At 68.9% G+C, this 22057-nt stretch carries 20 protein-coding genes; 6 read left to right on the forward strand and 14 right to left on the reverse strand.

Translation table 11 applies throughout. The features are described from left to right. Window positions 1-630: 630 nt before the first annotated feature. The 6 genes from ACFWSK_RS12665 to ACFWSK_RS12690 all read right to left on the reverse strand — a co-directional run bounded on the left by ACFWSK_RS12665 (window position 631) and on the right by ACFWSK_RS12690 (window position 5089). The gene (locus ACFWSK_RS12665) at window positions 631-1473 is read right to left on the reverse strand and encodes a helix-turn-helix domain-containing protein (protein WP_383783973.1); all 843 of its coding nucleotides are present in this window, start codon (window positions 1471-1473) and stop codon (window positions 631-633) included. After that, window positions 1463-1987 (reverse strand): DUF6879 family protein, encoded by a 525-nt coding sequence (locus ACFWSK_RS12670; RefSeq protein ID WP_383783975.1) that lies wholly within the window; start codon window positions 1985-1987, stop codon window positions 1463-1465. The genes ACFWSK_RS12665 and ACFWSK_RS12670 overlap by 11 nt, the downstream gene beginning before the upstream one ends. Next, on the reverse strand, window positions 1971-2177 hold the full coding sequence (locus ACFWSK_RS12675; RefSeq protein ID WP_383783977.1) for a hypothetical protein: 207 nt from the start codon (window positions 2175-2177) through the stop codon (window positions 1971-1973). Before ACFWSK_RS12675 ends, ACFWSK_RS12670 begins: the two co-directional genes overlap by 17 nt. A 649-nt stretch (window positions 2178-2826) precedes the next feature. After that, window positions 2827-3366, reverse strand: a complete 540-nt coding sequence (locus tag ACFWSK_RS12680) for a Uma2 family endonuclease (RefSeq protein ID WP_383783978.1) — start codon at window positions 3364-3366, stop codon at window positions 2827-2829. A 47-nt stretch (window positions 3367-3413) separates the two neighbouring features. After that, window positions 3414-4370 carry a hypothetical protein gene (locus tag ACFWSK_RS12685; RefSeq protein ID WP_383783980.1) on the reverse strand — a complete coding sequence of 319 codons (957 nt, stop codon included), beginning with the start codon at window positions 4368-4370 and terminating at the stop codon, window positions 3414-3416. Window positions 4371-4651: 281 nt separating this feature from the next. After that, a complete protein-coding gene (locus ACFWSK_RS12690; RefSeq protein WP_383783982.1) occupies window positions 4652-5089 on the reverse strand; it encodes an ATP-binding protein in 438 nt (145 codons plus the stop codon). Window positions 5090-5252: 163 nt separating this feature from the next. Here ACFWSK_RS12690 and ACFWSK_RS12695 point away from each other — a divergent pair, with 163 nt between their 5' ends. Together ACFWSK_RS12695 and ACFWSK_RS12700 are read left to right on the forward strand one after the other, a co-directional pair. Continuing rightward, window positions 5253-6131: a helix-turn-helix domain-containing protein gene (locus ACFWSK_RS12695; RefSeq protein ID WP_383783984.1), complete on the forward strand. Its 879-nt coding sequence runs from the start codon at window positions 5253-5255 to the stop codon at window positions 6129-6131. Beyond that, the gene (locus tag ACFWSK_RS12700; RefSeq protein WP_383783986.1) at window positions 6128-6337 is read left to right on the forward strand and encodes a DUF397 domain-containing protein; all 210 of its coding nucleotides are present in this window, start codon (window positions 6128-6130) and stop codon (window positions 6335-6337) included. Before ACFWSK_RS12695 ends, ACFWSK_RS12700 begins: the two co-directional genes overlap by 4 nt. Before the next feature lie 66 nt (window positions 6338-6403). On the opposite strand, the gene ACFWSK_RS12705 is transcribed toward ACFWSK_RS12700, so the two are convergent. After that, window positions 6404-7036 (reverse strand): hypothetical protein, encoded by a 633-nt coding sequence (locus ACFWSK_RS12705; protein ID WP_383783988.1) that lies wholly within the window; start codon window positions 7034-7036, stop codon window positions 6404-6406. A gap of 105 nt (window positions 7037-7141) precedes the next feature. Here ACFWSK_RS12705 and ACFWSK_RS12710 point away from each other — a divergent pair, with 105 nt between their 5' ends. After that, window positions 7142-7618, forward strand: coding sequence for a hypothetical protein (locus tag ACFWSK_RS12710; protein WP_383783990.1), 477 nt, complete (start codon window positions 7142-7144; stop codon window positions 7616-7618). Between the two features lie 132 nt (window positions 7619-7750). On the opposite strand, the gene ACFWSK_RS12715 is transcribed toward ACFWSK_RS12710, so the two are convergent. Both ACFWSK_RS12715 and ACFWSK_RS12720 read right to left on the reverse strand, forming a co-directional pair. Then, window positions 7751-9034, reverse strand: a complete 1284-nt coding sequence (locus ACFWSK_RS12715) for an LAETG motif-containing sortase-dependent surface protein (RefSeq protein WP_383783992.1) — start codon at window positions 9032-9034, stop codon at window positions 7751-7753. A gap of 286 nt (window positions 9035-9320) precedes the next feature. Continuing rightward, window positions 9321-10601, reverse strand: a complete 1281-nt coding sequence (locus ACFWSK_RS12720; protein ID WP_383783994.1) for an LCP family protein — start codon at window positions 10599-10601, stop codon at window positions 9321-9323. Window positions 10602-10719: 118 nt separating this feature from the next. Here ACFWSK_RS12720 and ACFWSK_RS12725 point away from each other — a divergent pair, with 118 nt between their 5' ends. Continuing rightward, complete coding sequence (locus ACFWSK_RS12725) at window positions 10720-11268, forward strand: acyl-CoA thioesterase (RefSeq protein ID WP_383783996.1); 549 nt, start codon at window positions 10720-10722, stop codon at window positions 11266-11268. A 15-nt stretch (window positions 11269-11283) separates the two neighbouring features. On the opposite strand, the gene ACFWSK_RS12730 is transcribed toward ACFWSK_RS12725, so the two are convergent. Further along, entirely contained in the window at window positions 11284-12648 is a 1365-nt protein-coding gene (locus ACFWSK_RS12730; RefSeq protein ID WP_383784056.1) for an LCP family protein, read from the reverse strand. Between the two features lie 291 nt (window positions 12649-12939). Between ACFWSK_RS12730 and ACFWSK_RS12735 the strand changes: the two genes are divergently transcribed. Continuing rightward, window positions 12940-13959, forward strand: a complete 1020-nt coding sequence (locus tag ACFWSK_RS12735) for a glycosyltransferase family 2 protein (RefSeq protein WP_383783997.1) — start codon at window positions 12940-12942, stop codon at window positions 13957-13959. Between the two features lie 87 nt (window positions 13960-14046). Here the strand turns inward: ACFWSK_RS12735 and ACFWSK_RS12740 are convergent, their stop codons facing one another. From ACFWSK_RS12740 to ACFWSK_RS12755, 4 genes are all read right to left on the reverse strand, one after another. Beyond that, window positions 14047-15795 carry an LCP family protein gene (locus tag ACFWSK_RS12740; RefSeq protein WP_383783999.1) on the reverse strand — a complete coding sequence of 583 codons (1749 nt, stop codon included), beginning with the start codon at window positions 15793-15795 and terminating at the stop codon, window positions 14047-14049. A 45-nt stretch (window positions 15796-15840) separates the two neighbouring features. After that, window positions 15841-17604 carry an LCP family protein gene (locus tag ACFWSK_RS12745; RefSeq protein ID WP_383784001.1) on the reverse strand — a complete coding sequence of 588 codons (1764 nt, stop codon included), beginning with the start codon at window positions 17602-17604 and terminating at the stop codon, window positions 15841-15843. Window positions 17605-17827: 223 nt separating this feature from the next. Next, on the reverse strand, window positions 17828-19411 hold the full coding sequence (locus ACFWSK_RS12750; protein ID WP_383784003.1) for an LCP family protein: 1584 nt from the start codon (window positions 19409-19411) through the stop codon (window positions 17828-17830). Between the two features lie 175 nt (window positions 19412-19586). Beyond that, on the reverse strand, window positions 19587-20339 hold the full coding sequence (locus ACFWSK_RS12755) for a TIGR03089 family protein (RefSeq protein WP_383784005.1): 753 nt from the start codon (window positions 20337-20339) through the stop codon (window positions 19587-19589). Window positions 20340-20477: 138 nt separating this feature from the next. Between ACFWSK_RS12755 and ACFWSK_RS12760 the strand changes: the two genes are divergently transcribed. Continuing rightward, complete coding sequence (locus ACFWSK_RS12760; RefSeq protein ID WP_383784008.1) at window positions 20478-22016, forward strand: peptidoglycan recognition protein; 1539 nt, start codon at window positions 20478-20480, stop codon at window positions 22014-22016. Window positions 22017-22057: the final 41 nt, after the last annotated feature.

The following is a 22057-nucleotide window of genomic DNA, read 5'->3' on the forward strand; positions in this document are numbered from 1 at the left end:
CACTCGACGACGTTTGGCTTCCCGCCGCCTTCGGGGCCGTAGCCCGTGCGGTCCGCCCCGCCTGCCCTTCCCGCGCGGCCTGGGGGCCGTCTCTGGCTTGTCTGGTGCAGTCGTCAACCTCGGCCCCGGTGCGGGTGGTTGCGGACCACACGGGCCGCCTCGAATCGCTGCCTAGCCTGACCAGCCTCCGTAGCCGCATCGAGCTTCTTCATGGCGGAGGCACACGCCCCACAGCCCGGTGCGGGCTTTGCTTCGTACAGCCAGTCGTCGAGCGTTCCGAGGACTACGGGCTGTTCGTGGTATCGCCGGGGCTCGGTCACACGGCCACCCCCCATACATGCACGGCGGGAAGCTTCCTGCCGTCCCCCACCGAAGCCGCGTGCGGGTGGTCCCCAATCGAGCCATTGCAGGACGCCACGGCACTCGGAACACCCGCTTCACGCGCGATCTCCCGCGACACGGCCAGGGCCGCACATGTGTGGCAACCCTCGACACCGACCGGTTCCAATCCGCTTTGGGCTACCGGCCAGGTTCCTGATTCAGCGTGCGGCTTGTGCTCAAGCATCAATCGCCCTCCAGCTCCGTGACGGTTAGGTCAGGGTGCCGAAGGGCCCTGGTCAAACGCGAGAATTATTGGCGTGGTCGGGTAAACGATGCCGACCACTCAGTCAGAATCTCCCGGCAGTCGTCGCCGAAGACCGCATATTCCTCGTAGCGGTTGAAGTCTTCCCGATACGCGGTGACGTCGCGACGGTCCCGCAAGATCAATGCCCCTGTGCCGGTTTCCACAGTGGCTAGCCGTCGGTCGTAGACCGTGAATGTGTTCAGCGGCCTCTCTGGGATATGCCCACCAAGGGGGAGTACTCCAAGGCGCACACTTGGAATGCGGGAGACAGATGCAAGCCGGTCAATCTGCATAGCCATCGCCAGAGGAGGCAGCAGAGGCCATTTAGCGGCCTGCTCGGTGAGAATGAATGTGAAAGACTTCGAAGAGTCGTAAAGAATCTGTTGCCGCTCTAGCTTCCTGGCGATGGTCTTCGACTGATCGCCGGGAACATCGGAAATGCTTGCGCGCACGTATTCGGGCGTTGCCAGCAGCCCGGTAATCATCGATAGCAGGAAGAAGCGAAACTCTGTCGAGACCTCTTCGAGCCTCGCTAGCTCATTCTGCTTCTTATCCAGGCCCCTACGGCGCGAGGACCAGTGGTCCTGCCACTCCGTGTTGGCTGTTCTCGCCAATGCTGCAATTTCGGCGGCAATAGCGTTGTCCGTGCCGAGTGCTTGCAGGATCAATTCAACGTCGACAAATGAGGGTGTGAGCTTCCCGCTCTCAAGGTTACTGATTTTGGTTTGTGACATGTTGCAGCGGTGAGCGAGCCAGGTTTGTGTCTTCCCGGCTCGCTTCCGCACGCTGCGAAGTGCTTCCGCTAGGTCTGAGCGCGACTGACCTAGCCTTTCGGGCTCAAACGTCAAGGCCCTTCACGTACTCCTCGAAGGGGACCGATGCGGCTACCGCGATCTGCTGGTATTCGATGAATGGCGAAACGGCGCCCTCGAATACCTCGCGGCTGATCTGCCTGCCATCGGGGTGATAGTTCATGAGTACCACTTCGGTGTGGTCGAACATCCAAAAATCTTGGATGCCCTCCATTGGGTTGATTCGGTCGGTTACATCGAGAATTCGAATCTGTTCCCCCGCCAGGACATGAGCCGCGTAGTACTGGTGGAACTCGAAGCGCAGGTATTCGGAGAGCGGTCGCGTGACAACGTGTACGCGTCCTTGCGTGCGCCCTTCGGTGGTCTGTCGACGGAGTCGATCGGTGTACTCGTTCGAAACCGTGCGAGGGTTGAGGCGGGCGCCGTTGCGCCACGCCTGGATCTCCTCGGCTTCTTGCGGCATGAGGTACTGCGGCAGAGTTTCGAGACGCCACGCTTCCCGCTGGAAGCCCTCGAATCGTGCCGCCCATGACTCACCAGCCAAGAGCACGAATGGCCTCCCTCATGATGTGTTCGGGAATCTCAACGAGCCCTTCGCCGTCCGGCGGCATGAAGGCATCGGAGACGTCGCCCTGGACGACGAACGAACCGGACGCGGTCCGGTAGACGTTGGGGCAATCGTCCTTTCCGCAGTTGCCGTTTCCGTTGCCTGTGAGCCGGGTCAGTTCCTCGCGCGCCATGCTGAAACCCCCTTGTGTGTGGCCCCTGTTGGGGCCCTCGGGGATGACGGTACGGACGTGCCCGCCACGGGTCTACGCGGCAACGCAAATATTCGCGTAGTCGGGTAGACCGGCCGCCTCGGGCTCTGTCCGCTGCCTTCCGGCGGACCCTGTGACGCTCTGCGGGCGCGGGAGGGGGCAGGCACGGCAAGGGCCCCGGTCGGGTTGTCAGGTGGCTCCTGGGGTGGCGGGTGCTGGGCTAGGCAGTCCGGCACCCGCACCGGGATACTGGTGAGCGAGAGCAGGCAGCCCCGACCAGGGACGATGCGTTGACGATCATGGGGGAATCCTGGGGTGCCCCCCTCCATCGGGGGTGTCTGTGCAGGTCAGGCTCAGCCATGCCGTAGAGCACGCAGATCTACGAAGGCACGAACCAGGTCCAGCGCATCGTCATGGCGCGCAACCTGCCGTAGTGGGGCTTGGCGGATCAGCGAGGCGGCCCCCGGCTTTCGAGCCCGGGGCCGTCGTGCGTGTGTGCTCGGGCGTACCGCCAGACGCAACGGAGAGTCCGCAGCCCGATAGCGCGGTGCATCGGGGAGGCGTCTCGTACCCGAACACCGGTCTCTTCAATTGCCCGACAGGACCCGCCCGGGTGCCGACTCCTATGGCGCTACGCGTCGTAGCGGGGAAGGCTCTCCGTAGAGATGGTCCACTTGTCGATCGTGACGTCCTCGCCGTACAGGAAGTCCCTGCGGGTGGCGTAGCGAGGGCCGTTCGGCGTGGGGTGGATGTCGCTGAGGACGGCCCCGCTGCCGGTACGCGGATCGAAGATCGCGTAGACCGGAATGCCCAGGAGCGGATAGTCCCGCATCTTGCCCACCCAGTCGTTCTCCGGATTCGACTGGGAAACGACCTCGATCGCGGCGATGAGCGTACGGGGGTCGAATGAACCCTGACCCTCCATGTCAGCCAGGGCGATCACCATCACGTCGGGGTGCCGCATGATGCCTTCGGGCACGCTCTCCACGTCGGGCCTCCCGGTGTGGGCCACCAGTTCCTCCGACATCTCCTTCTCCAGGCGCTTCCGGATGCGCGATGCCGTCAACTCGTGGGAGCCGACCGGGGCCAACATGTCGTGGACGATCCCTTCCTTCGTGATCTCGAACTTTCCGGGAAGCGTGTCGTCCATGGACGACAGGAACTTCCTCATGACGCGATACCGAGGGGCGTTGCCCTGGTGGGGCTTCGACCCGTGCACTAGGCAGCCCCGGCGAGCTCGGATCGGCAGTCGCGGCAGTGTCCGGGTTCGGTGGCGCGGAAGGCGCGGTCGCAGCCTTCGCAGTTCTGGAGGGGGACGCTGCGGCGTACGGGGGTGAAGGCCGGCATGCCGGGGAGCGGAGGCGGCAGGAGGGCCGAGAGCCGGTGCTTCAGGAACTTCGCCGGGTGCTTCAGTGGGTGCGGCAGATCAGCCGTGAGGGCGCGGCGGACCGTGTCCGGGTGGACATCGCGCTCCAGCCACGTGGCTACGGCGGGGGCCAGCAGCTCGATGGCGCTTGCGGAAAGCACCAGTTGGGGCGCCTCGCGGCGGAGGCCGGCAAGGAGTGTGGCGGCGGTGCTGTGCAGCTCCGGGGTGAGCGCACTCGGCCGGGGGAGCGGCGGTGGCGGGGGTTTGGGCGCCGTGGGAGCCGGTACGAGGACGCGGGCCGGTTCGGGTACGGATGCGGGTGCCGGCCTGGGCGGCGGCGGGGGAGCAGGAGCGGCCGGCGGAGGCGCTGCTCCAGGCGCCGAGGCGGTCACAGCAGCCCGTACCGCCGGGGCCGCCCGTACCGCCGGTGCCTGCTGAGGGCTGACGCCCGGCTGGTTGAAGGACACCGTACGAGTGACGATCCGGCCGCTCGCCAGGCGGCTACGGGTGCGCTGCAGATAGCCGTACGTCTCCAGCTCCCGCAGGGCGGACGCGATCCGGGTCTCGCTCTCCGGGAAGCGGGCGGCGAGGATCTTGATGCCGATCCTGGCCCCGCTGGGCAGCGACTGGATGTGCACGGACAGCCCGATCGCGACGAGCGAGAGGTCGCCGTGCTGGGCGAGGTGGTTGCCGACGATCGTGAACAGCCGGGTGTGCGGGATCACGACATGGATCACGCCGGACGGGTGGGGAGGTCCGGGAACCTCCGCCATGGCGCGCGAGAGCGCGCTAATCTGCTGGGTATCCACCGGGAAGCTACTTCTTCCTCGTTGGTCAGGCCCTCGATCGGGATTGCGAGTCCCGGCCGGGGGCCGACGCATGTTTGCGGTTGTGAGCGTGAGCATATGCCCGCCAACCCGTCCGAAATCCAGCCGAGTTGGCAAACCTCACCCGTGTGGGTGACGGCGCCTCCGGGGGAGGCGGGTGGGGTTGGGTTGGGTCATTTCCCAGGTTCTTTAAGTCTTTGATGTCGCGGGCGACCGGGTCGCGGTTCACCGGGTCGTGGATATCCGCGACCCGGTGGAGACGGTCACGGCGCGAGGGAGATTTCCGCCCAAACCGTCTTGCGGGGTACGGGTCCCGGGGTGACGCCCCAGTGATCGGCGAGGGCGTCGACGATGAGCAGACCGCGCCCGGTCTCCATGTCATCGGCGGGCGGCTTGGTGGCGCCAGGACCGGGCGGCAGGCACTCACCCCGGGTGTCGGAGACCTCGATCCGCAGCAACGAGCCATGGCGGACGGTGAGGTTCAGCCGGAAGTCCCGCCCCGGTACCCGCCCGTGCACCGTGGCGTTGGTGGCCAGCTCGGCGACGATGTGCGCGGCGGACTCCGAGGGCAGCCCCCAGAGGTCGAGATGGGCCACGGTGAGCAGCCGGGCGAGGCGGGCGCCCCGGCGGGTGGGGGAGAGCAGCACGGTGAACGCCCGCGTGACGACGGGGCGTTGGGGAAGGGCGATTTCTGGATTCACGTCACTCAGCGTGGCCGTGCCTGCGTACCGTGAACAGTGACCGGGCCCTTGCGTACGGTAACTGTCCCGGGCTTGTCCAGTGCTGTCCCGGCTGTCCGGCGTGACGTGCGGGGAACAGAGGCGGTTGAGGACGAACGGCACGCAGGGCGGAAGTGGGGCACGAATGAGCGTGGACGGCGACGGCACGGAGCGCGGGAACGGCGGGGCGGACGAACCCGGTTGGGACGTCGACCCCGACGACGAGTCGGGGGTGGCGGTGGTCGCGGCGGTGGGCCGCCAGATCAAGGCGTGGCGCGAGGCGGCGGGCCTGCGGGCCGGCGAGTTCGGGGCGGCGATCGGCTACGGCGAGGACCTGGTCTACAAGGTGGAGGGCGGCCGGCGCATCCCTCGGCCGGAGTTCCTGGACAGGGCGGACGAAGTCCTGGGCGCGGGCGGGAAGCTGGCCGCGATGAAGAAGGACGTGGCGGAGGTCCGGTACCCGAAGAAGGTGCGGGATCTTGCGAACATGGAGGCGCGGGCGGTAGAGGCTGGGTTGTACAGCAACCACAACATCCACGGCCTGTTGCAAACGCCCGAGTACGCGCGGGCGCTGTTTGAGATGAGGCGGCCCGCGTACTCGGAGGATGAGGTGGAGAGGGTGCTGGCCGCGCGGATGGCCAGACGGCGCATCTTTGAGAGGGCGCCAGCTCCTGCCCTCAGTTTCGTCCAGGAACAGGTGACCCTGTGTCGTCCCATCGGAGGCACAATGGTGTTGCGGCGCCAGCTTGAACACCTGCTGGTAGTAGGCAAGTTGCGGAACGTCGAGATCCAGGTGATGCCGACCAGCCGTGAGGATCACGCCGGAATGGGCGGTGGGATCGAGGTGTTGAAGTTCGGGGATGGCACGGCGGTGGGTCGGTCGGAGGGGGCATTTGCAGGACGTCCGGTATCCGACCCGAAGCAGCTCAGAATCCTTGAGCTGCGCTATGGGATGATCCGGGCCCAGGCTCTGGCTCCGCGAGAGTCGCTGGCCTTCATTGAGCAAATGCTGGGAGAGACATGAGCAGCAAGACCTCTGCCGGAGACGCTTCCGCGCTGGAGTGGTTCAAGAGCAGCTACAGCAGCAGTAGCGAAGGCGACTCTTGCGTCGAGGTCGCGGCCAGCCCCGGCACGGTCCACGTCCGTGACTCCAAGGACGTACAGGGCCCCCGCCTCGCCTTCGCCCCAGGAGCATGGGCGGGTTTCGTCTCGTACGCCTCCGGTAACTGACCCCGGGCGCTCGCTCGCCCCCTCGCCGAGGTCCGGACGGTTCGTCGTCCGGACCTTGCGTTCGGGTCAGCGGCGCCGGCCGGTCGCGAAGGCCAGTACCCAGGCCGTCGCCGCCGCGATCACGAGGCCGAGCAGGGAGACCCATTCGGTGTCCCCATGGCTGCCCCACCATGCCTTGGCAGGGATGAACGGGTCGGCCTCCATCATGTCGCCGATGGCCGCCATCCCGCTGACGTCGGCGATGATCATCGGCACCGCGTTGGTGTGGCCGAAGAAGACACCGAGCGGCGCGATGATCGCGCCGCAGATCCAGGCACCACCGCTGCGGCGCCCCACCAGCCCGATCAGGGCTCCCACGACCGCTCCGTTGAGGAGGGCGTGGGCTATGTACAGGATCTGGGCGACGTCCTTCGTCTGGTCCTCGTACGTGGCCAGGACGAGGACGCTGTAGACCAGCGAGACGACGACCGAGGCGAAGTAGCCGAGGAAGAACGCACCGACCGGGTGGCCGGGCTTCTCCGGCTGTCCGAAGGGCATCGGCTGCTGCGGGTACGGCTGACCCGGGTGCGTCTGCGGCTGCTGCCAGGACTGCATGGGCGGTTGCCCGGGATACGCCTGCTGCGGGGCGCCGAACCCCGGCGGAGACTGCGGCATGGGGGGCGGCTGGCTGTACGGGTTGTACTGGGGCGGCTGGCTCATGGTTCCCCCGAGGCGCGAAGACAGGCAGAAGCAGCCCAAGTTACCAACGCCGCCGACACGTTCGGTCCGGCCGGACGGCACGTGTGTGGCGTACCTTCCCTGTCCATGACCGACATCGACAAGCTCACCGCCCTGTTCGAGGCGCTGGGTGCCGACGACGCACAGGGGTGGGCCGAATCCGAGACCGAGGAGAACATTCCTCAGCTGGCCCGCTACCGGTTCCTGCGCATGGCCTGGCAGGACATCGACGCGTGGAGTTCGGCAGCGCCCCACTGGGTCGAGGCGTACCGGAAGGACGGCCCGGTGAGCGCGGTCGTCGAGCGGGCGCTGGGTCTCGGGCTGACAGCTGGTGAGTTGGGCGAGCTGGCACGCGAGGTCGCCAGGGAGACCGCGTTCGGCGTGCTCTACGGGCTGGCCGATCCGGCGGACGGCGACCTCCCGCCCGAGGTCGAGGTTCAGCTGCCCAGGTGGCGCCTTGTCGAGCTGTCGCCACAGGGCGAGCCCACGGGGCGCGTACTGGGCGCGCTCTACGAGGACCTGGGCGAGGTGGAGCCGGCGGGACCGGCCGGTGGCGTCGTGTGAGCGTGGTGTGCCGCCCCGGACGAGAACGCCACTCCTGAGACGTCGACGCAGCGGGCCCGACACCGCTCGGTGTCGGGCCCGCTGGGCTCAGCGCGTGGGCCGGGGTGCCTGGCCGGCACCCCGCCTCATGTCTCAGGCGTGGGAGCCGGCCTTGCGACGGCGTACGACGAACACCGCGCCCGCGCCGATCGCCACGGCCGCGCCGCTCGCGAGGGCGAGCTGCGACGTTGCGTCGGACGAGCCCGTGGCGGCGAGGGTGCCGCTCACGGGACTGGCCGACGCGCCGCTCTGCGGCTTGAGGTCCGAGGTGGTCGGCTCGGTCGTGCTGGGCGTGGCGTCGTCGACCTTGCCGGGCTTGCTGCCCGCGGCGGCGATCATGAACTCGTACCCCTCGAGGTCCGGGTTGCCGCCACAGGTGCCGTTGTCGTTGAAGTAGTCACCGGCGACGAAGGTGACGCCGTTGCCCGCAGGGGCCGAGGCGTCGATCGTGAGACGCATCTTGACGTCGGCGCGGGCGCCGGCCTTGAGCGGGCTGATGGCGTCCATGTAGTTCTTGTTGTCGATGGTCTTCCACGTCGAGGACGAGTCGGACGACCACTGCAGGTGCACCAGATCGTCGAGGTCCTTGAGCCCGCTCTCGTCGGTCGCGTGGACGTAGGCGAACGGAAGCACCTCGTCCATCGTCTTGTCGGTGCCGTTGGTCACCCGGAGGTTGAACGTGACCTTCGTACCGGCGACGACCGTGGACGGCAGACCCGTGACGACCGTGGTGAGCTTGGGCTCGGGGACGCAGTCCTCGTCGCCCTCGCCCTCCTCGGCCGCCTCCTCCTTCGCCTTGGCCAGCGCCTCGTCGGCGGCGGTCTTGTCGGCGAGCGCCGTCTTGGTGGCCGTCTTCGCCTGGCTCACCTTCCGGGCTGCGACGAGCCGCTCGTCGTCGCGTGCGTCCAGGGCTTCCACGACGGCGGCATCGGCGGCGGCCCTGGCCTCACCGGCGGTCGTGGCGGCGGCTTCCGCCGTGGCGAGGGTCGTCTCCGCGGCGGTCCTCTCCTCCGCGGTGGACGCCTCCGTGAGGGCGTCGACCGCCGCCTGGGCATCGATGACCGCCTGGTCGGCATCGGCCTTCGCGGTGGCGGCGACGGCTGCCGCGGCCTCGGCGGTCCTGACCGCCACGGCCAGGGGAGCGGTGTCGGAGCCGAGCGCTTCCAGGGCCGCGAGGGCGGCACTCTCGGCCGCTACGGCGTCGTCGTACGCCTCCTGCGCTGCGGCGGCGGCCAGTTCCAGCTCCGCGATGGACGGCTTCTCCTGCGTCTGCGCTGCCGGCTTCTCGTCGGCGAACGCGGGGGTGACCGACAGCAGGAGGGCAGGTGTGGTCACCGCGGCTGCGACGGCAGTGGCAAGAATCCGGCGAATCTTCACAAGAGCCCTTCGGGGTCCGAATAAGAGAAGAAGGGGTCGCAGCGGAATGGGACACGCAGAAGCGACTTGAGGTGATCGTATGACCCGGGCATCGGTCGGCCACCGCGAGTTTTTCGTGTGTTCCGGCCCACACCACAACACCGGGACAGACAGAAATGACGAAAGGGTGCAGTTGCTTTCACGACCTGCGCTTTCGCTGTGACGAATGCCACAGAACAAGGGGCCCGGACGAAAAACCGACGCTGTTGGTCGGAAAACCGTCCGGGCCCCTTGCCGTGCTGCGCCGTCAGTCACCCCTGACGGTGACCTTCTCGTCGTTGTTGAGTTGCTGCACCAGCTGCTTGACCTTGGCCTTGTCCCAGACCAGGTTGTTGTTGACGCTGCCCGAGATCGGGATGTTCATCGACGTACCGTCGCCGCCCGTGACGCCCTTCATCGCGAAGAACATCTGGCTCAGGGACCAGAGCGACATGTCCTTGTCGACGATCAGCGTGTCCAGGCCGGCGCCCATCGTCGGGTACAGCTTGAACGGGTTGAGGATCGTCGACGGGGTCGCCGTCTGGCTCGCCAGCGCCGCGAGGAACTTCTGCTGGTTCTTCGTGCGGTCCAGGTCACTGCTGAACGCGTGCCGGGTACGGACGAACGCGAGGGACTGCTCGCCGTCCAGGGTCTGCTTCCCGGCCTGGAAGTCGGCGCCGGACTTCTTGTCCTTGAACGCCTTGGGAATGTCGAGCTCCACCCCGCCGATCGCGTCCACGATCTGGGCGAAGCCGCCGAATCCGATCTCGACGTAGTGGTCGATGCGCAGACCGGTGTTGAACTCGACCGTACGGACCAGCAGTTCGGGGCCGTCCTCCGCGTACGCGGCGTTCAGCTTCACCGTACGCCCGGTCCCCTTGTACGACTTGCCGGACTCCGAGCCGACGAAGGACGGTATTTCGACGTTCGAGTCACGCGGCAGGGAGACCAGCGTCGGGCCGTTGGAGCCGTCGTGCAGGATCATCATCGAGTCGGTCCGCTTGCCCTCGGCGGAACCGGTGTGGAGCCTCTTCTTGTCCTCGGCCGTCATGCCCTCACGGCTGTCGGAACCGACGATCAGGTAGTTCGTCCCGTCGCCCTCGGACGGCCGCTCGATGACCTTGGAGAGGTCGACCTCGCGCTTGAGCTTCGAGTCGGCCCAGAAGTACGTCGAGATCGAGACAGCGAGCACCACGACCACCAGGGTCAGCGCGCCCACCTTGATCCGACGGCGCCAGTCGGGAGCGGGGCGGCCGCCCTGCACGTAACCGCTGTCGCCGTAGCCGTGGCCGTCGCCCCCGCCGCGTCCGCCGCCGCCCTGGCCGCCGCCATTACCGCCGCCGTAGACCTGGCCCGTGTTGTACCCGCTGTCGTAGCCGGGGCTCGCGTACCGGTCGTCGTGGCCCTGGCCCTGCGGCGGGACCTGGGGCGCCTGCGGCGGCGCGGGGCGCCGCCGGACGTGAGGCATGGCGCGGGCGCCCTCCGGCTGGGGGCTGGAGCTTCCCCGGCCGTAGCGGTCGCCGGTCCGTCCTTCGGGCCATTCATTCATGCGGACCAGTGTGCAGGCCGGGCCCACGGCTCTTACAGGGGGTGAGCGAAATCGGTCCAGGGCTGTTGCGAAGCTGATGCATTCTGCGGTACGCAACCCCGCGCATAAGGTGGAGGGCATGACAGATCAGGCCCCGCGTCCGGAGGGCGAGATTCCGGGCAAGCCGACCGCGGCCGCACGGACGACTCTCAGCCACATCATGACCGGCAACGACACGAATCTCCTCGGCACCGTGCACGGCGGCGTGATCATGAAACTGGTCGACGACGCTGCGGGCGCCGTGGCCGGCCGGCACTCCGGCGGGCCCGCCGTGACCGCGTCGATGGACGAGATGGTCTTCCTGGAGCCGGTCCGCGTCGGTGACCTTGTTCACGTCCGCGCCCAGGTGAACTGGACCGGCCGCTCCTCGATGGAGGTCGGCGTCCGTGTCATGGCCGAGCGCTGGAACGAGTCGACCCCCGCCCAGCAGGTCGGCAGCGCGTACCTCGTGTTCGCGGCCGTCGACGCCGACGGCAAGCCGCGCACCGTACCGCCCGTGATCCCGGAGACGGAGCAGGACAAGCGGCGCTACCAGGAGGCCCAGATCCGCCGTACGCACCGGCTGGCCAGGCGGCGGGCGATCAAGGAGCTGCGCGAGAAGCGCCTGGCCGACGGCATCGCTGACTGACCTCCGTCGGCGGCGTCACGGGCAGACCACCTCGTCGCCCGTCACCGCCGAGAACGCGCCCTGCTGAGGGTTCTCCGCCTTCACGCGCTGCACCGCGCGGTAGTCGGACCCGGCGGTCACCTTCATCGTCGCGCCCTGGCCCTTCACGGCCTGCAGCTCGCTCCCCGGCAGCGCGGCGGTCAGCGACTTCGCCGAGCGGTCCCAGCGGGGGTCGTACGTCACCAGGGTCCGCTTCAGGTCGCGCAGCTCACCGTTGAGCGGGGCGCGCGTGGTGTCGAAGCCCGTACCGCGCAGTGCCGCGTCGACGTCCTTGCCGAGCCCGTCCTTCGGGGTGCCGTTGTAGACCTGCACCCGGATCTCCTGCGGCGCCACGTCGACGAGCGTCGCCCTGGGCTGCTTCGGCCGCGCGGGCGCGAGCGGCTTGTCCTCGCGCAGGGCCCGGAACAGCTCCTTCGACTTCTTCGCGTCCCACTTCACCGTCGAGCCGATGCCCTTGACCGGGAACGAGGGGTTCTCGACCGGCACGGAGGTGAACTCGGACGAGGCGGGGGTGAAGCCGCGCATCGCCTTGCCGAGCGCCAGCATCTGCTTCGTACCGAAGCCCCTGTCGGCCCGGACCGAGCTCAGCATCGACGAGACGACCTGCTGGAACTTCACGGGGTTCATCAGCACGCCGCTGCTGGTGGTCTGCTTGATGAACGCGGCCATGAACTTCTGCTGGCGCTGCATCCGCCCCAGGTCGGCCGCGCCGTCGATGTGCCGGGAACGGACGTACTGGAGCGCCTCGCCCCCGTCCAGCTCATGCGTACCGGCCGGGAGGTCGAGACCCGTGTACGAGTCCTTCATCGGCCGGGCCGTGCAGATCTTCACCCCGCCCACGGTGTCGACCGTCTTCATGAAGCTGGTGAAGTCGGCCTCCAGATAGTGGTCGATCTTCACACCGGTCATGTGCTCGACGGTCCGGACGGTGAGGTTCGGGCCGCCCTCGGCATAGGCGGCGTTCAGCTTCACCGGGTGGCCCTCGTGGCGCTTCCCGGTCGTCGCGTCCGTGTGCGCGGGCATCTCGGCGTAACTGTCGCGCGGCAGGCTCACGACGCTCGCCCGCCCCCTGTCGGCCGACAGGTGCACCAGCATGATCGTGTCGGTGCAGTGGCAGGGGGCCCCGCCGAGCCGGTACTTCTTCTTCTCCGCGGCGGTGATCTTGTCCCGGCCGTCCGTGCCGACGAGCAGGAGGTTGAGGCCGTGGCCTCCCCGGGGGCGGTTCTTCATGTCCTTGAAGGCGTCCACGCGGTCGATCCCGGTCTCCAGGCTGCTCACCACGGCGTGACCGACGCCACCGGCGCCGAGCACCAGCACGGAGACGCCCGTGGCGACGCGCATGCCCCACCGGGGCCGCTCGTCCTGCTTGCGGGAGCGTGGTGCCGCCAGCTGCTTTCTGGGCCTGCGCTGCGGGGGAGCGCTGCGGGGGTGCGGTGGACGGGGCGGGCGGTGAGGCGTGGGCACGGGGGACACCTCCGCGGTGCGAGGGGGACCATTCGCACAGTAGGCCCATACGATCTGCATTCCGGTTCGCGACCCGGCGGCGCGCGACCGTGTCCCTCGTTCGCGGTAACGTGGCGGCGAATCGCGCCGCCCTCCGGGGTGATGCCCCGAGGACTTACTGAGGACCACATGTCTGCCGCGCAGTACCCCGCCGTCTCCGTGATCATGCCGGTGCTCAATGAGGAGCGTCACCTCCGGAACTCGGTCCGGCACATCCTGGAGCAGGAGTACGCCGGCGAGATGGAGGTGGTGATCGCGCTCGGCCCCTCGACGGACCGCACCGACGAGATCGCCGCCGAGCTCGTACGGGAGGACTCCCGGGTCCACACCGTTCCCAATCCCACCGGCCGCACCCCCGCCGCGCTCAACGCGGCGATCAAGGCGTCCCGGCACCCCATCGTGGTGCGGGTCGACGGCCACGGCATGCTCTCGCCGAACTACATCGCGACCGCCGTCCGCCTCCTTGAGGAGACGGGTGCGCAGAACGTCGGCGGCATCATGCACGCCGAGGGCGAGAACGCCTGGGAGGACGCCGTCGCCGCCGCGATGACGTCGAAGATCGGCGTCGGCAACGCGGCCTTCCACACGGGTGGCCAGGCCGGACCTGCCGAGACCGTCTACCTGGGGGTGTTCCGCCGTGAGGCCCTGGAGAAGGCGGACGGCTACAACGTGGAGTTCATCCGCGCCCAGGACTGGGAGCTGAACTTCCGTATCCGCGAGGCGGGCGGCCTGATCTGGTTCTCGCCCGAGCTGAAGGTCCAGTACCGCCCCCGCCCATCGGTGCGGGCGCTGGCGAAGCAGTACAAGGACTACGGCCGCTGGCGCCACGTCGTCGCCCGCTACCACGCCGGCTCGATCAACCTGCGCTACCTGGCGCCGCCGACCGCGGTCTGCGCGATAGCGGCGGGCCTCGTGGCCGGTGTGGCCGTGACCCCGTGGGCGTTCGTGGTGCCCGCCGGTTACCTCGCCGCGATCGTCGCCGGATCGCTGCCCGCCGGGAAGGGCCTGCCGCTCAAGGCGCGGGCGCAGATTCCGGTGGCCCTGGCCACCATGCACATGTCGTGGGGCTACGGCTTCCTGACGAGCCCGCGGTCGCTGGCAAGGAAGGTCATCGCCTCCCGCCGCCCGGCGGTCGGCCAGCCGGTCTGACCGCAGCGGTACGAAGAAGCCGTACGAAGAGGAGGCCACCCGGATCACCGGGTGGCCTCCTCTCGTCATGACGTCACAGAGTCACGGTCACGGTGTCCGGTAGGGCCAGTAGACATCCATGCACGCGCTCTCGTCCGACGCGTTCTCCGCCTCGGTCCCCTCCAGCGGGTCCGTGTCGTCGTCCAGGGCCTTCGGGTAGGCGTCACCCGTCCGCCAGTCCGAACCGACGGTCAGCGTCACGGAGTCGGCCTCGGAGGACACCTTCACCGCGGAATCCGGCAGCCCCAGCGCCTTGGTGAGGGAGCGCGCGTCCACCTTGCCCTGGGCGCCCGCCGACTTCGGGTACGTCACCTGGGTGGTCAGCACTGCTCCGGGCTCCGACGCCGCCTCCGCCTGGGTGAAGCCCTTCGTCCGGAGCAGCTCCGCGATCGTTGCCGCCCGGCGCTCGGCCGCGGGGGCGCCGTCCGCGCCGGTGCCGTTGACGACGGTCACGTCGAGGGCGTCGGCGGCCGCCGGATCGGGAGCGTCCGCCGCCTCCTGCCTGGCCTGCTCCTTCTTGCGCTTCTCGGCCTCCGCGTCGCGGCCCTTCTTGTCGAGCGGCCGGTCGTCGCGCAGCAGCGACCAGAGCTTCTCCGCCGCACCAGGCTTCGGCAGCACCCGGTTGTCGGGGTCCAACGGGTCGGGAACGCGCGGCATGGTGAGCATGTTGAGGCGGTCCAGCGGCACGTTCTTGAGCTGCATGGCGAGGTCGAAGAGCTTCTTGACCGTGCCGATCTCCTCGGACACCTGGAGCGACTCGGTGGCCGTCTCCGCGAGGTTCATCAGCCGGCCGGTGTCGGTGAAGGCGTTCTGGCTCTTGAGCTCGCGGATCACCGCGTTCATGTACATGTGCTGGGCCTTGGCCCGCCCGAAGTCGCTCTCGAAGGCGTGGCGGGTGCGGAGCCACTGGAGGGCCTGCTTGCCCTGGATCTTGGTCCTTCCCTCCTTCAGCCGCAGACCGGAACCACCCGGCACCCTGGGCTTGGGAACGTCGTAGACGTCGTCCTTCACACAGACCCAGGCGCCGCCGATCGCGTCGGCCATGGAGACCACACCGGCGAAGTCGACCATCATCCAGTGGTCGATGTAGATGCCGGTCTCCTTCTCCCAGGTGTCGAGCGTGCAGCCGGGGCCGCCCCGGCCCAGCGTCTCGTTGATGGGAGCGTTGGTGGCGGGTGCCTCCTCACCGCTCTCCGGGTCCACACACGCGGGGATGTCGACCCGGGTGTCGCGCGGGATGCTGACCACCGAGGCGTTCTTGCGGTCCGCGGACACGTGCAGGAGCATCTGGACATCGGCGAGCGGCTTGGCGCCGACGGACTTCTTCGAGCCGCCCAGCTTGAGGTTGGCCGCCGAGTTCCGGCTGTCCGAGCCGATCAGCAGGATGTTCAGCGGCGTCTGTCCCGCCGCGTTCGGCTCGGTCTTCTTGGCCGCACTGTTGCCCGCGCTCCGCTTCCCCTTGCGGAGCTGGCTGTTGAGGTGCTCGTAGTAGAAGTAACCGGCGGCGCCGGTGGCGAGTATGAGGCAGGCGAGAACGGACGCGGCCCAGCGGAGTATGCGGTGTTTCCCGCGTGTGGCCGACCGCCTGGAGCGGCGGTTGGGTCCGCCGCGCCGATGTCCGCTCTCCGGAGCGGCTGGCCTCCTGCCGCTGTCGCCCCTGCCCCGGCGCCCCCCGCCCCGGTTCGCGCCGCGCCCCTCGCCGTCCTCGTTCCGGTGGGAACCGTCGTCCCTCCCGGGTTGACGGTCGTGCCGGACGCGAGACCGCGTCCCCTCCCCAGGCGTACTGCTCCGTCCCACCAGGCCCCCCTGCTCAGACTTTCCGTATGGCGCGCTGACGCAAGGTCACTTGGCGCACTCCGCCTTGTCGGCGCTTGCCCTCTGAATGTCGTCCGGCGCCTTTGCCGGCCCGGTGACGGGCACGCCCGCACCCTTGAAGTCGGCCCCCAGGGTGAGCACCATCGCCTGAAGCCCCTCGGCGTCGGTGGTGCCCTGCTTCATCGCAGTGGCGGGCAGCCCCATCAGCTCGGCGAGCTTGCGGGCCTGGTCCGCCTGGTTCGGCGCGTACTCCAGCGTCGTCTTGGTGATCTTCGCCGGGGCGTTCGCCTTGTTCGTGGACTTCAGCACGCCCTGCTCGTTCTGGAGCCAGGTGACGGTGGTGCCCGCCGCGCCCGCGATGTCGCCGCCGTTGAGGACGTCGACGCGCACATCGGCCGCTTCGGCCTGCGGGCCCTTGAGCAGGGCCGCCTGCTTGCTCTTGGCGGCCTGCGCCTTCTGCTTCTCCTGCTTCTTCACCTCGGTCAGCGAGGTGTCGTTGCGCAACATGGCGAACAGCTGCTCGCCCTTCGTCGGGGCCACGACCACGGTCACCGGCTTCGGCTCGGCCGGGTTGTCGATGACGGGCATGGTGACGAAGGTGATGTTCTTGGTGTCGACCTTGCCGAGCACCTTGGCGAGGTCCGTCAGCTTCTTGACCGACCCGATGCGGGAGTCGACCGTGAGGGCCTTGGTCGCCGTGTCCGCGAGCTTGTAGAGCTTCGAGGCGCTGGTGAGGGTGTCGTCCGACTTCATCTGCCGGATCATCGAGCCGATGAACTGCTGCTGGATCTTGATGCGGTCCAGGTCGCCGTGGTTGCCGAAGCTGTGCCGGGTGCGTACGAAGGCGAGAGCCTGCTCGCCCTGGACCCTGGAGACGCCTGCCGGCAGATCGAGGTGGGAGTCGGGGTCCTTGACCGGCTTGGCCAGACAGACCTCGACGCCGCCGACCGCGGTGGAGAGCTCCTTGACGGCGTTGAAGTCCACCATCATGAAGTGGTTCACCGAGATACCGGTGATCTCCTTGACCGTACGCATGGTGCAGCCGGGGTCGCGGCCCTCCTGGCCGAGGCTGATGTTGAAGCGGGCGTTCTGCGTGCCCGGAATGACTTTGGTCGACCCGTCCGGCTGTTTCGTCTCGCAGTCCGGGATGTCCGTTATGAGGTCACGCGGGATGCTCATCGCTGTCGCGTTGGTGCGGTCCTCGGAGACGTGGAAGAGGATGTTGGTGTCGGCGTGGCCGGTACTGCCCTTGTCGCCGTATCCCTCGTTGCCCTTACCGGTCCGCTTGTCCGTCCCGATGATCAGGATGTTGAGCGGACCGTCGGCGGTGACGCTCTTGCTGCCCGCGTCGCCCACGTCGATGGTGTCGAGGTTCCCGTTGAACTTCTGATAGAGCGCGTACGCACCGGTGGAGCCCGCGACGATCACGAAGGCCATCACCCCGCCCGTCCACAGCAGCGCCTTCTTCTTGCGGGTCTTCGGTGGCTTGCGCTTGCGGCGGCCGACGGGCGCGCCGGCGGTTTCGGGGGCGCGGCCGTTCTCCGCCGAGCGGCGCCCGCGCTGACGGGGCACCCGCGGGGTGCCGGGGAGCCTGTCGGAGCCGTCGCGCGGGTCACCGGCGGAGGAGCCTGAAGAGCCTGGGGAACCGTCTCCGCGGCCGGCGTCGGGGCCACCCGCCGGACGCGGACCGGAGTGGTCCAGTCGCAGTTCGTAATCGCCGGTGTGCGGGTTGAGTACCCACTGGTCTGCGGGGTCGGTTCCATCCGTCCGCCCACGGCTTTGCGCATCCACGGTTGCTTGGGTCCTCCGTCGGTGCCACGCGAGGCGCCTCCCCCGAAAAGGCGCTCGGTCTTTCGCTGAAGCAGTGCGCGACCTGACGGTCGGGAGCACCGGATCGCGTCACACTATCCGGCCACTTAGCCGTCGAGCGACGGTCGTGACACATTGCACGCCCCTTACAACCGGGCATACTTCCCATTCCTCGCCGATTGTCATCGGTGGCTTGAGAATTGCTTTACTGCTTACACAGGTCAGCCGCAGCATTCGAGCCCGAAAAGGTCGGCGCGGGGCTCGGATTCGCGGAGCCCGAATCGTCCGGCTTTCCGTCGGATAGGTCGTTCTCGGAGGCGTCGGGATCCGGCGCTTCGGACGATTTGATTTCGTCGGCCGGCAGCACCGCGACGGGTGCGTCCTCGCGCAGCTGCTTGAACAGGCGACCCGCGTCCGGCTCGACGAGCTCGTCCCGGTTGGGGTTCGCCCGGTACGGCTGCCGGGGCACGGTCAGGAACTGCACCTTGTCGGTCGGTACGTTCCGCATTCCGCGCACCAGGTCGTACAGATCCCGGAGCGAGTCGAGACCCGGGTCGGTGGTCAGCGACTTCGTCGCCGCGTCGAGGACAGGATAGAGGCGCGTGGGGTTGAGCAGGACACCATTGCTCTGCATCTTGTTGACCAGAGCCCCCAGGAACTTCTGCTGGCGGTCCATTCGTTCGGTATCGCTGCCGTTCCCGATGGATTTACGGGCGCGTACGTATCCGAGGGCCGCCTCGCCGTCGAGTTTCTGCCGCCCCGCCGGGAGTTCCAGGTGGGCGTCCGCGTCCTTGACGGGCTCCTTGAGGCAGACCTCGACACCGTCCACGGCGTCGACCATGTCCTTGAAGCCGTTGAAGTCGACGACCATGTGGTGGTCGACCCGGATGCCGGTCATCCGCTCCACGGTGCGGATCGTGCAGGCCGTGCCGCCGACCTCGAAGGCCCAGTTGAACTGGGCGAGTCGCTCACCGGTGGTCTTCTTTTCGGCCGTGTGGCACGTGGGGATGTCCACCATCAGGTCGCGCGGGATGGACACGGCGGTGGCGCTCCGCCGGTCCGCGGCGAGGTGCAGCAGGATCGTGGTGTCCGAACGCTGGCTGCCGCCGTCGTCGCGGCCGTACTTGCGGTTGTCGCCGGACCGGCTGTCGGAGCCGATGAGCAGGATGTTCTGGGCGTCCACCGCGATCGGTGTGGGCCGCTCCTTCTCGTACGCCTTGAGTTCGGCGGCGGCGCTCGTATCGGTCTTGATGTTCCCGTCGAGCTTCTTGTACAGCCACCAGCCGGCGCCTGCGGCGACCAGGACGACGAACGAGGCGGCGAGGGCCGTCCACCTCAGCCAGTGGCGCTTGTAGGCCGGGGTGAGCCCGTCCTTGGGCCGCTGCGACCAGGTCTGCACGCCGCCGCTCGCCGTGGTGGGCCCGGTCTCCGGATGCGCTGCGGGAGCGGCTTCGCCACCGTCCCCGGGCCTGGCTTCGCCACCGGCCGCCGGCTCGGACTTTCCACCGGCCTCCGTCTTGGACTCTCCACCGGCCTCAGGCTCGGAACCGCTCCCCGCTCCCGCTTCCGCTCCCGCTTCCGCTCCCGCTTCCGCTTCCGCTCCCGCCTTCGGTTCTGTCTCCGGTTCCGGCTCGGAACCGCTCCCGGACCCGGGCGCACGCGGTCCGTCCTGCGGGGTGGTGGCCCCGGACCCGTCGTGCGCCCCCGCCTGCGGCTCGTCCTCGGCCTGGTGGCCCGGCTGATCCGGGTCGGCCGGCGTGCCAGCACTGTCCGTCACGTCTGCGTCCATCCTTCATGGTCGGCGGCGCGATGGGCCGCCGGTCGCAGGAGTAGACGGCTGAACCTCACGCTTGGTTGTGCATCTCGGGAGACTGGTCTGTACCGCCGATCATGTACCGCAGTTGACGTTCAGCCCCGGGGGCTCGGCCCGCCATGGGCCGTACAGGTGACTCTCAGGGCGCTTGTCATACTGCGGTGTTGGTGACTCGCTCGCTCTCGACGCGCTTGGCGAGGCCCTCCTCGTCCAGCTGGCCGAGGTGACGGCACAGCACCACGGACGCCTCCGCGGCCAGCGGCGCGAAGAGCCCGGCGACGAGCCCGTCCCAGGTGTCGTACGTACGTCCCGACAGCAACCGCGATCCGGCAGCCAGCCCCAGACCCGCCGCGTCCTCGCGGGCCCGGCCGACCAGTTGTGCTCCCGTCAGCTCCATGTCGCCCACGACCAGGGCGAGCGCGTCCGGGTCCACGGGCGCGTACGGGGCGAAGCGGTCGCCCTGGCTCGGTACTTCCACCGCGTAGTCCGCGAACCCCTCGGGCGCCTGCGGGAAACGGCCGCCCATCGGGCGCAGGGCCAGCGCGACCCGCTCGCCGCGGCAGGCACGCGCACGGTCGAGGGTGTCCGGACCGGTGACGACGCGGTCGGCCGACGCGGGGTCGCCCTGGACGTCGGCCACGACGCCGACGGACGAACAGGCGAGCAACCAGACGGCGGACTGCCAGTGCGCGGGGAGCAACAGGGCGACCCGGTCGCCCGGTTCCGCGGCCAGGTCGCCCTGGAGCAGATTGGCGGTCTTCGCCACCCAATTGGCGAAGGTGGCCACCGACAGTTCGACGCGCTCTCCGGTGGCGTCGTCGTAGAAAGTGATCAGGGGGCGGGCCGGGTCTGCGGCGAGCGCGGATCGCAGCAGGTCGGCGGGGGTGCGGTCGCTGGAGTTCATCCGCGCAAGGGTACGCGGCCGAGGTGGCCGCGGAGGGGGAGCGGGACGCCCGCGTACACCGGTTCGGCAGACGAGGTGTCAGGAGCCCGCGCACATCCCGGTGGCCGGAGTTGTCCCTGTCTGCCAAGGATCATGTGTATGCGTGCTCTTCTTGCAACCTCCATCGGCGTCACCTGCGCGGCGGCTCTCACCCTTCCGCTCGCCGTGCCTTCAGCCGCCGCCCCCGTCATCCGTACGTCCGCGACCCAGGCCGCACCGGACCCCGACCCCGCCGCCGACCGCGCCGAGGGCTCCCGAGCGGCCGAATCGGCAGAAGCGACCGAGTCCGCCTCAGCCATCGAGTCGGCCGAGTCCGCCGAGTCCGCCTCAGCCATCGAGTCCGCCGAGTCCGCCGAAGCCGGCGAGTCCGCCGAACTGCCGGGCTCGACCCAGTCCCTGCCCCTGTCGCCGCTCACTCCCACGGCCACCCGGGCCACCGGCACACCGACCGGTCCGACCGGTCCGACCGCCTCGGCCGCACAAGGGCTGCGGCAGAGGGACGTCCGTCCGTTCTCGCTCGTCGGTGTGGTCTGGGACGACGCGGACGCCGAACTCCACGGCACGGTCCAGATCCGTGCCCGTGCCACCGGCTCCACCCGCTGGTCCGACTGGCAGGACGTGGAGACGCGCAACGCCGAACACGGTGCCGACCCCGGCACCGCCGAGCGCGAAGCCGGCGCGGTACGAGGTTCGACGGCCCCGCTCTGGGTCGGCGCCTCCGACGGCGTCGAGGTCCGCGTACTGCCCGGAGCCCCCGATCCGCACCACCGGCCGGCCGCCCCGCAGACGCTCCCCGATGGGCTGCGCCTGGAACTCGTCGACCCGGGCAAGGACGCGCCGCAGCCGCCCGCAGGAGGCGCCCCGGGCGGCACCCGCGTCACCGAGCCCGCAGCAGGCGCACCGCTCACCGCGGAGTCCGCCGCCGCCGCGGCCGTCAACGCCGACCTCGCCCCCCTGGGCGCCACCGTGATCCCCGCCCTGAGCAAGGCCGAGTCGCAGGAGCAGGCAGGCGTCGCGGCAGGTGCCAGGCCCTACGTGGGGCCCCGCCCGCGCATCGTCACGCGCAAGGGCTGGGGCGCGGACGAGGGGCTCCGCGAGCGCCAGTTCGCCTACACCAGCCGGGTCAAGGCCGCCTTCGTGCACCACTCCGCCACCGGCAACAACTACCGCTGCTCGCAGGCACCCTCCGTCCTCCGCAGCATCTACCGCTACCACGTCAAGAGCAGCGGCTGGCGCGACTTCGGCTACAACTTCGCCATCGACAAGTGCGGAAACATCTACGAGGGTCGTGCGGGAGGGGTGGCCAAGGCCGTCCTGGGGGCGCACACGCTCGGCTTCAACACCAACAGCATGGGCATCGCGGTCCTCGGCACGTTCACCTCCACCAAGCCGTCCGCGGCCTCGGTGAAGGCCGTCTCCCAGCTCACCGCCTGGAAGCTCGGCCTGTTCGGCGCCAACCCCAAGGGAAAGACCACTCTCGTGTCGGGCGGGGGCAACCGGTTCAGGAAGGGAACGAAGGTCCGCCTCAACGTCATCTCAGGACATCGGGACGGTTTCGCAACCGAATGCCCCGGAGGGCGTCTCTACAAGAAGCTCGGCACGGCCCGCGCCGGCTCCGCCCGCCTGCAGGGCCGCTGACCGGGGCCGATCCCCGGGTCTGCATACACTGGCCAGCCGAA

The sequence above is a fragment of the Streptomyces sp. NPDC058620 genome, assembly GCF_042717135.1.
Classification (GTDB): domain Bacteria; phylum Actinomycetota; class Actinomycetes; order Streptomycetales; family Streptomycetaceae; genus Streptomyces.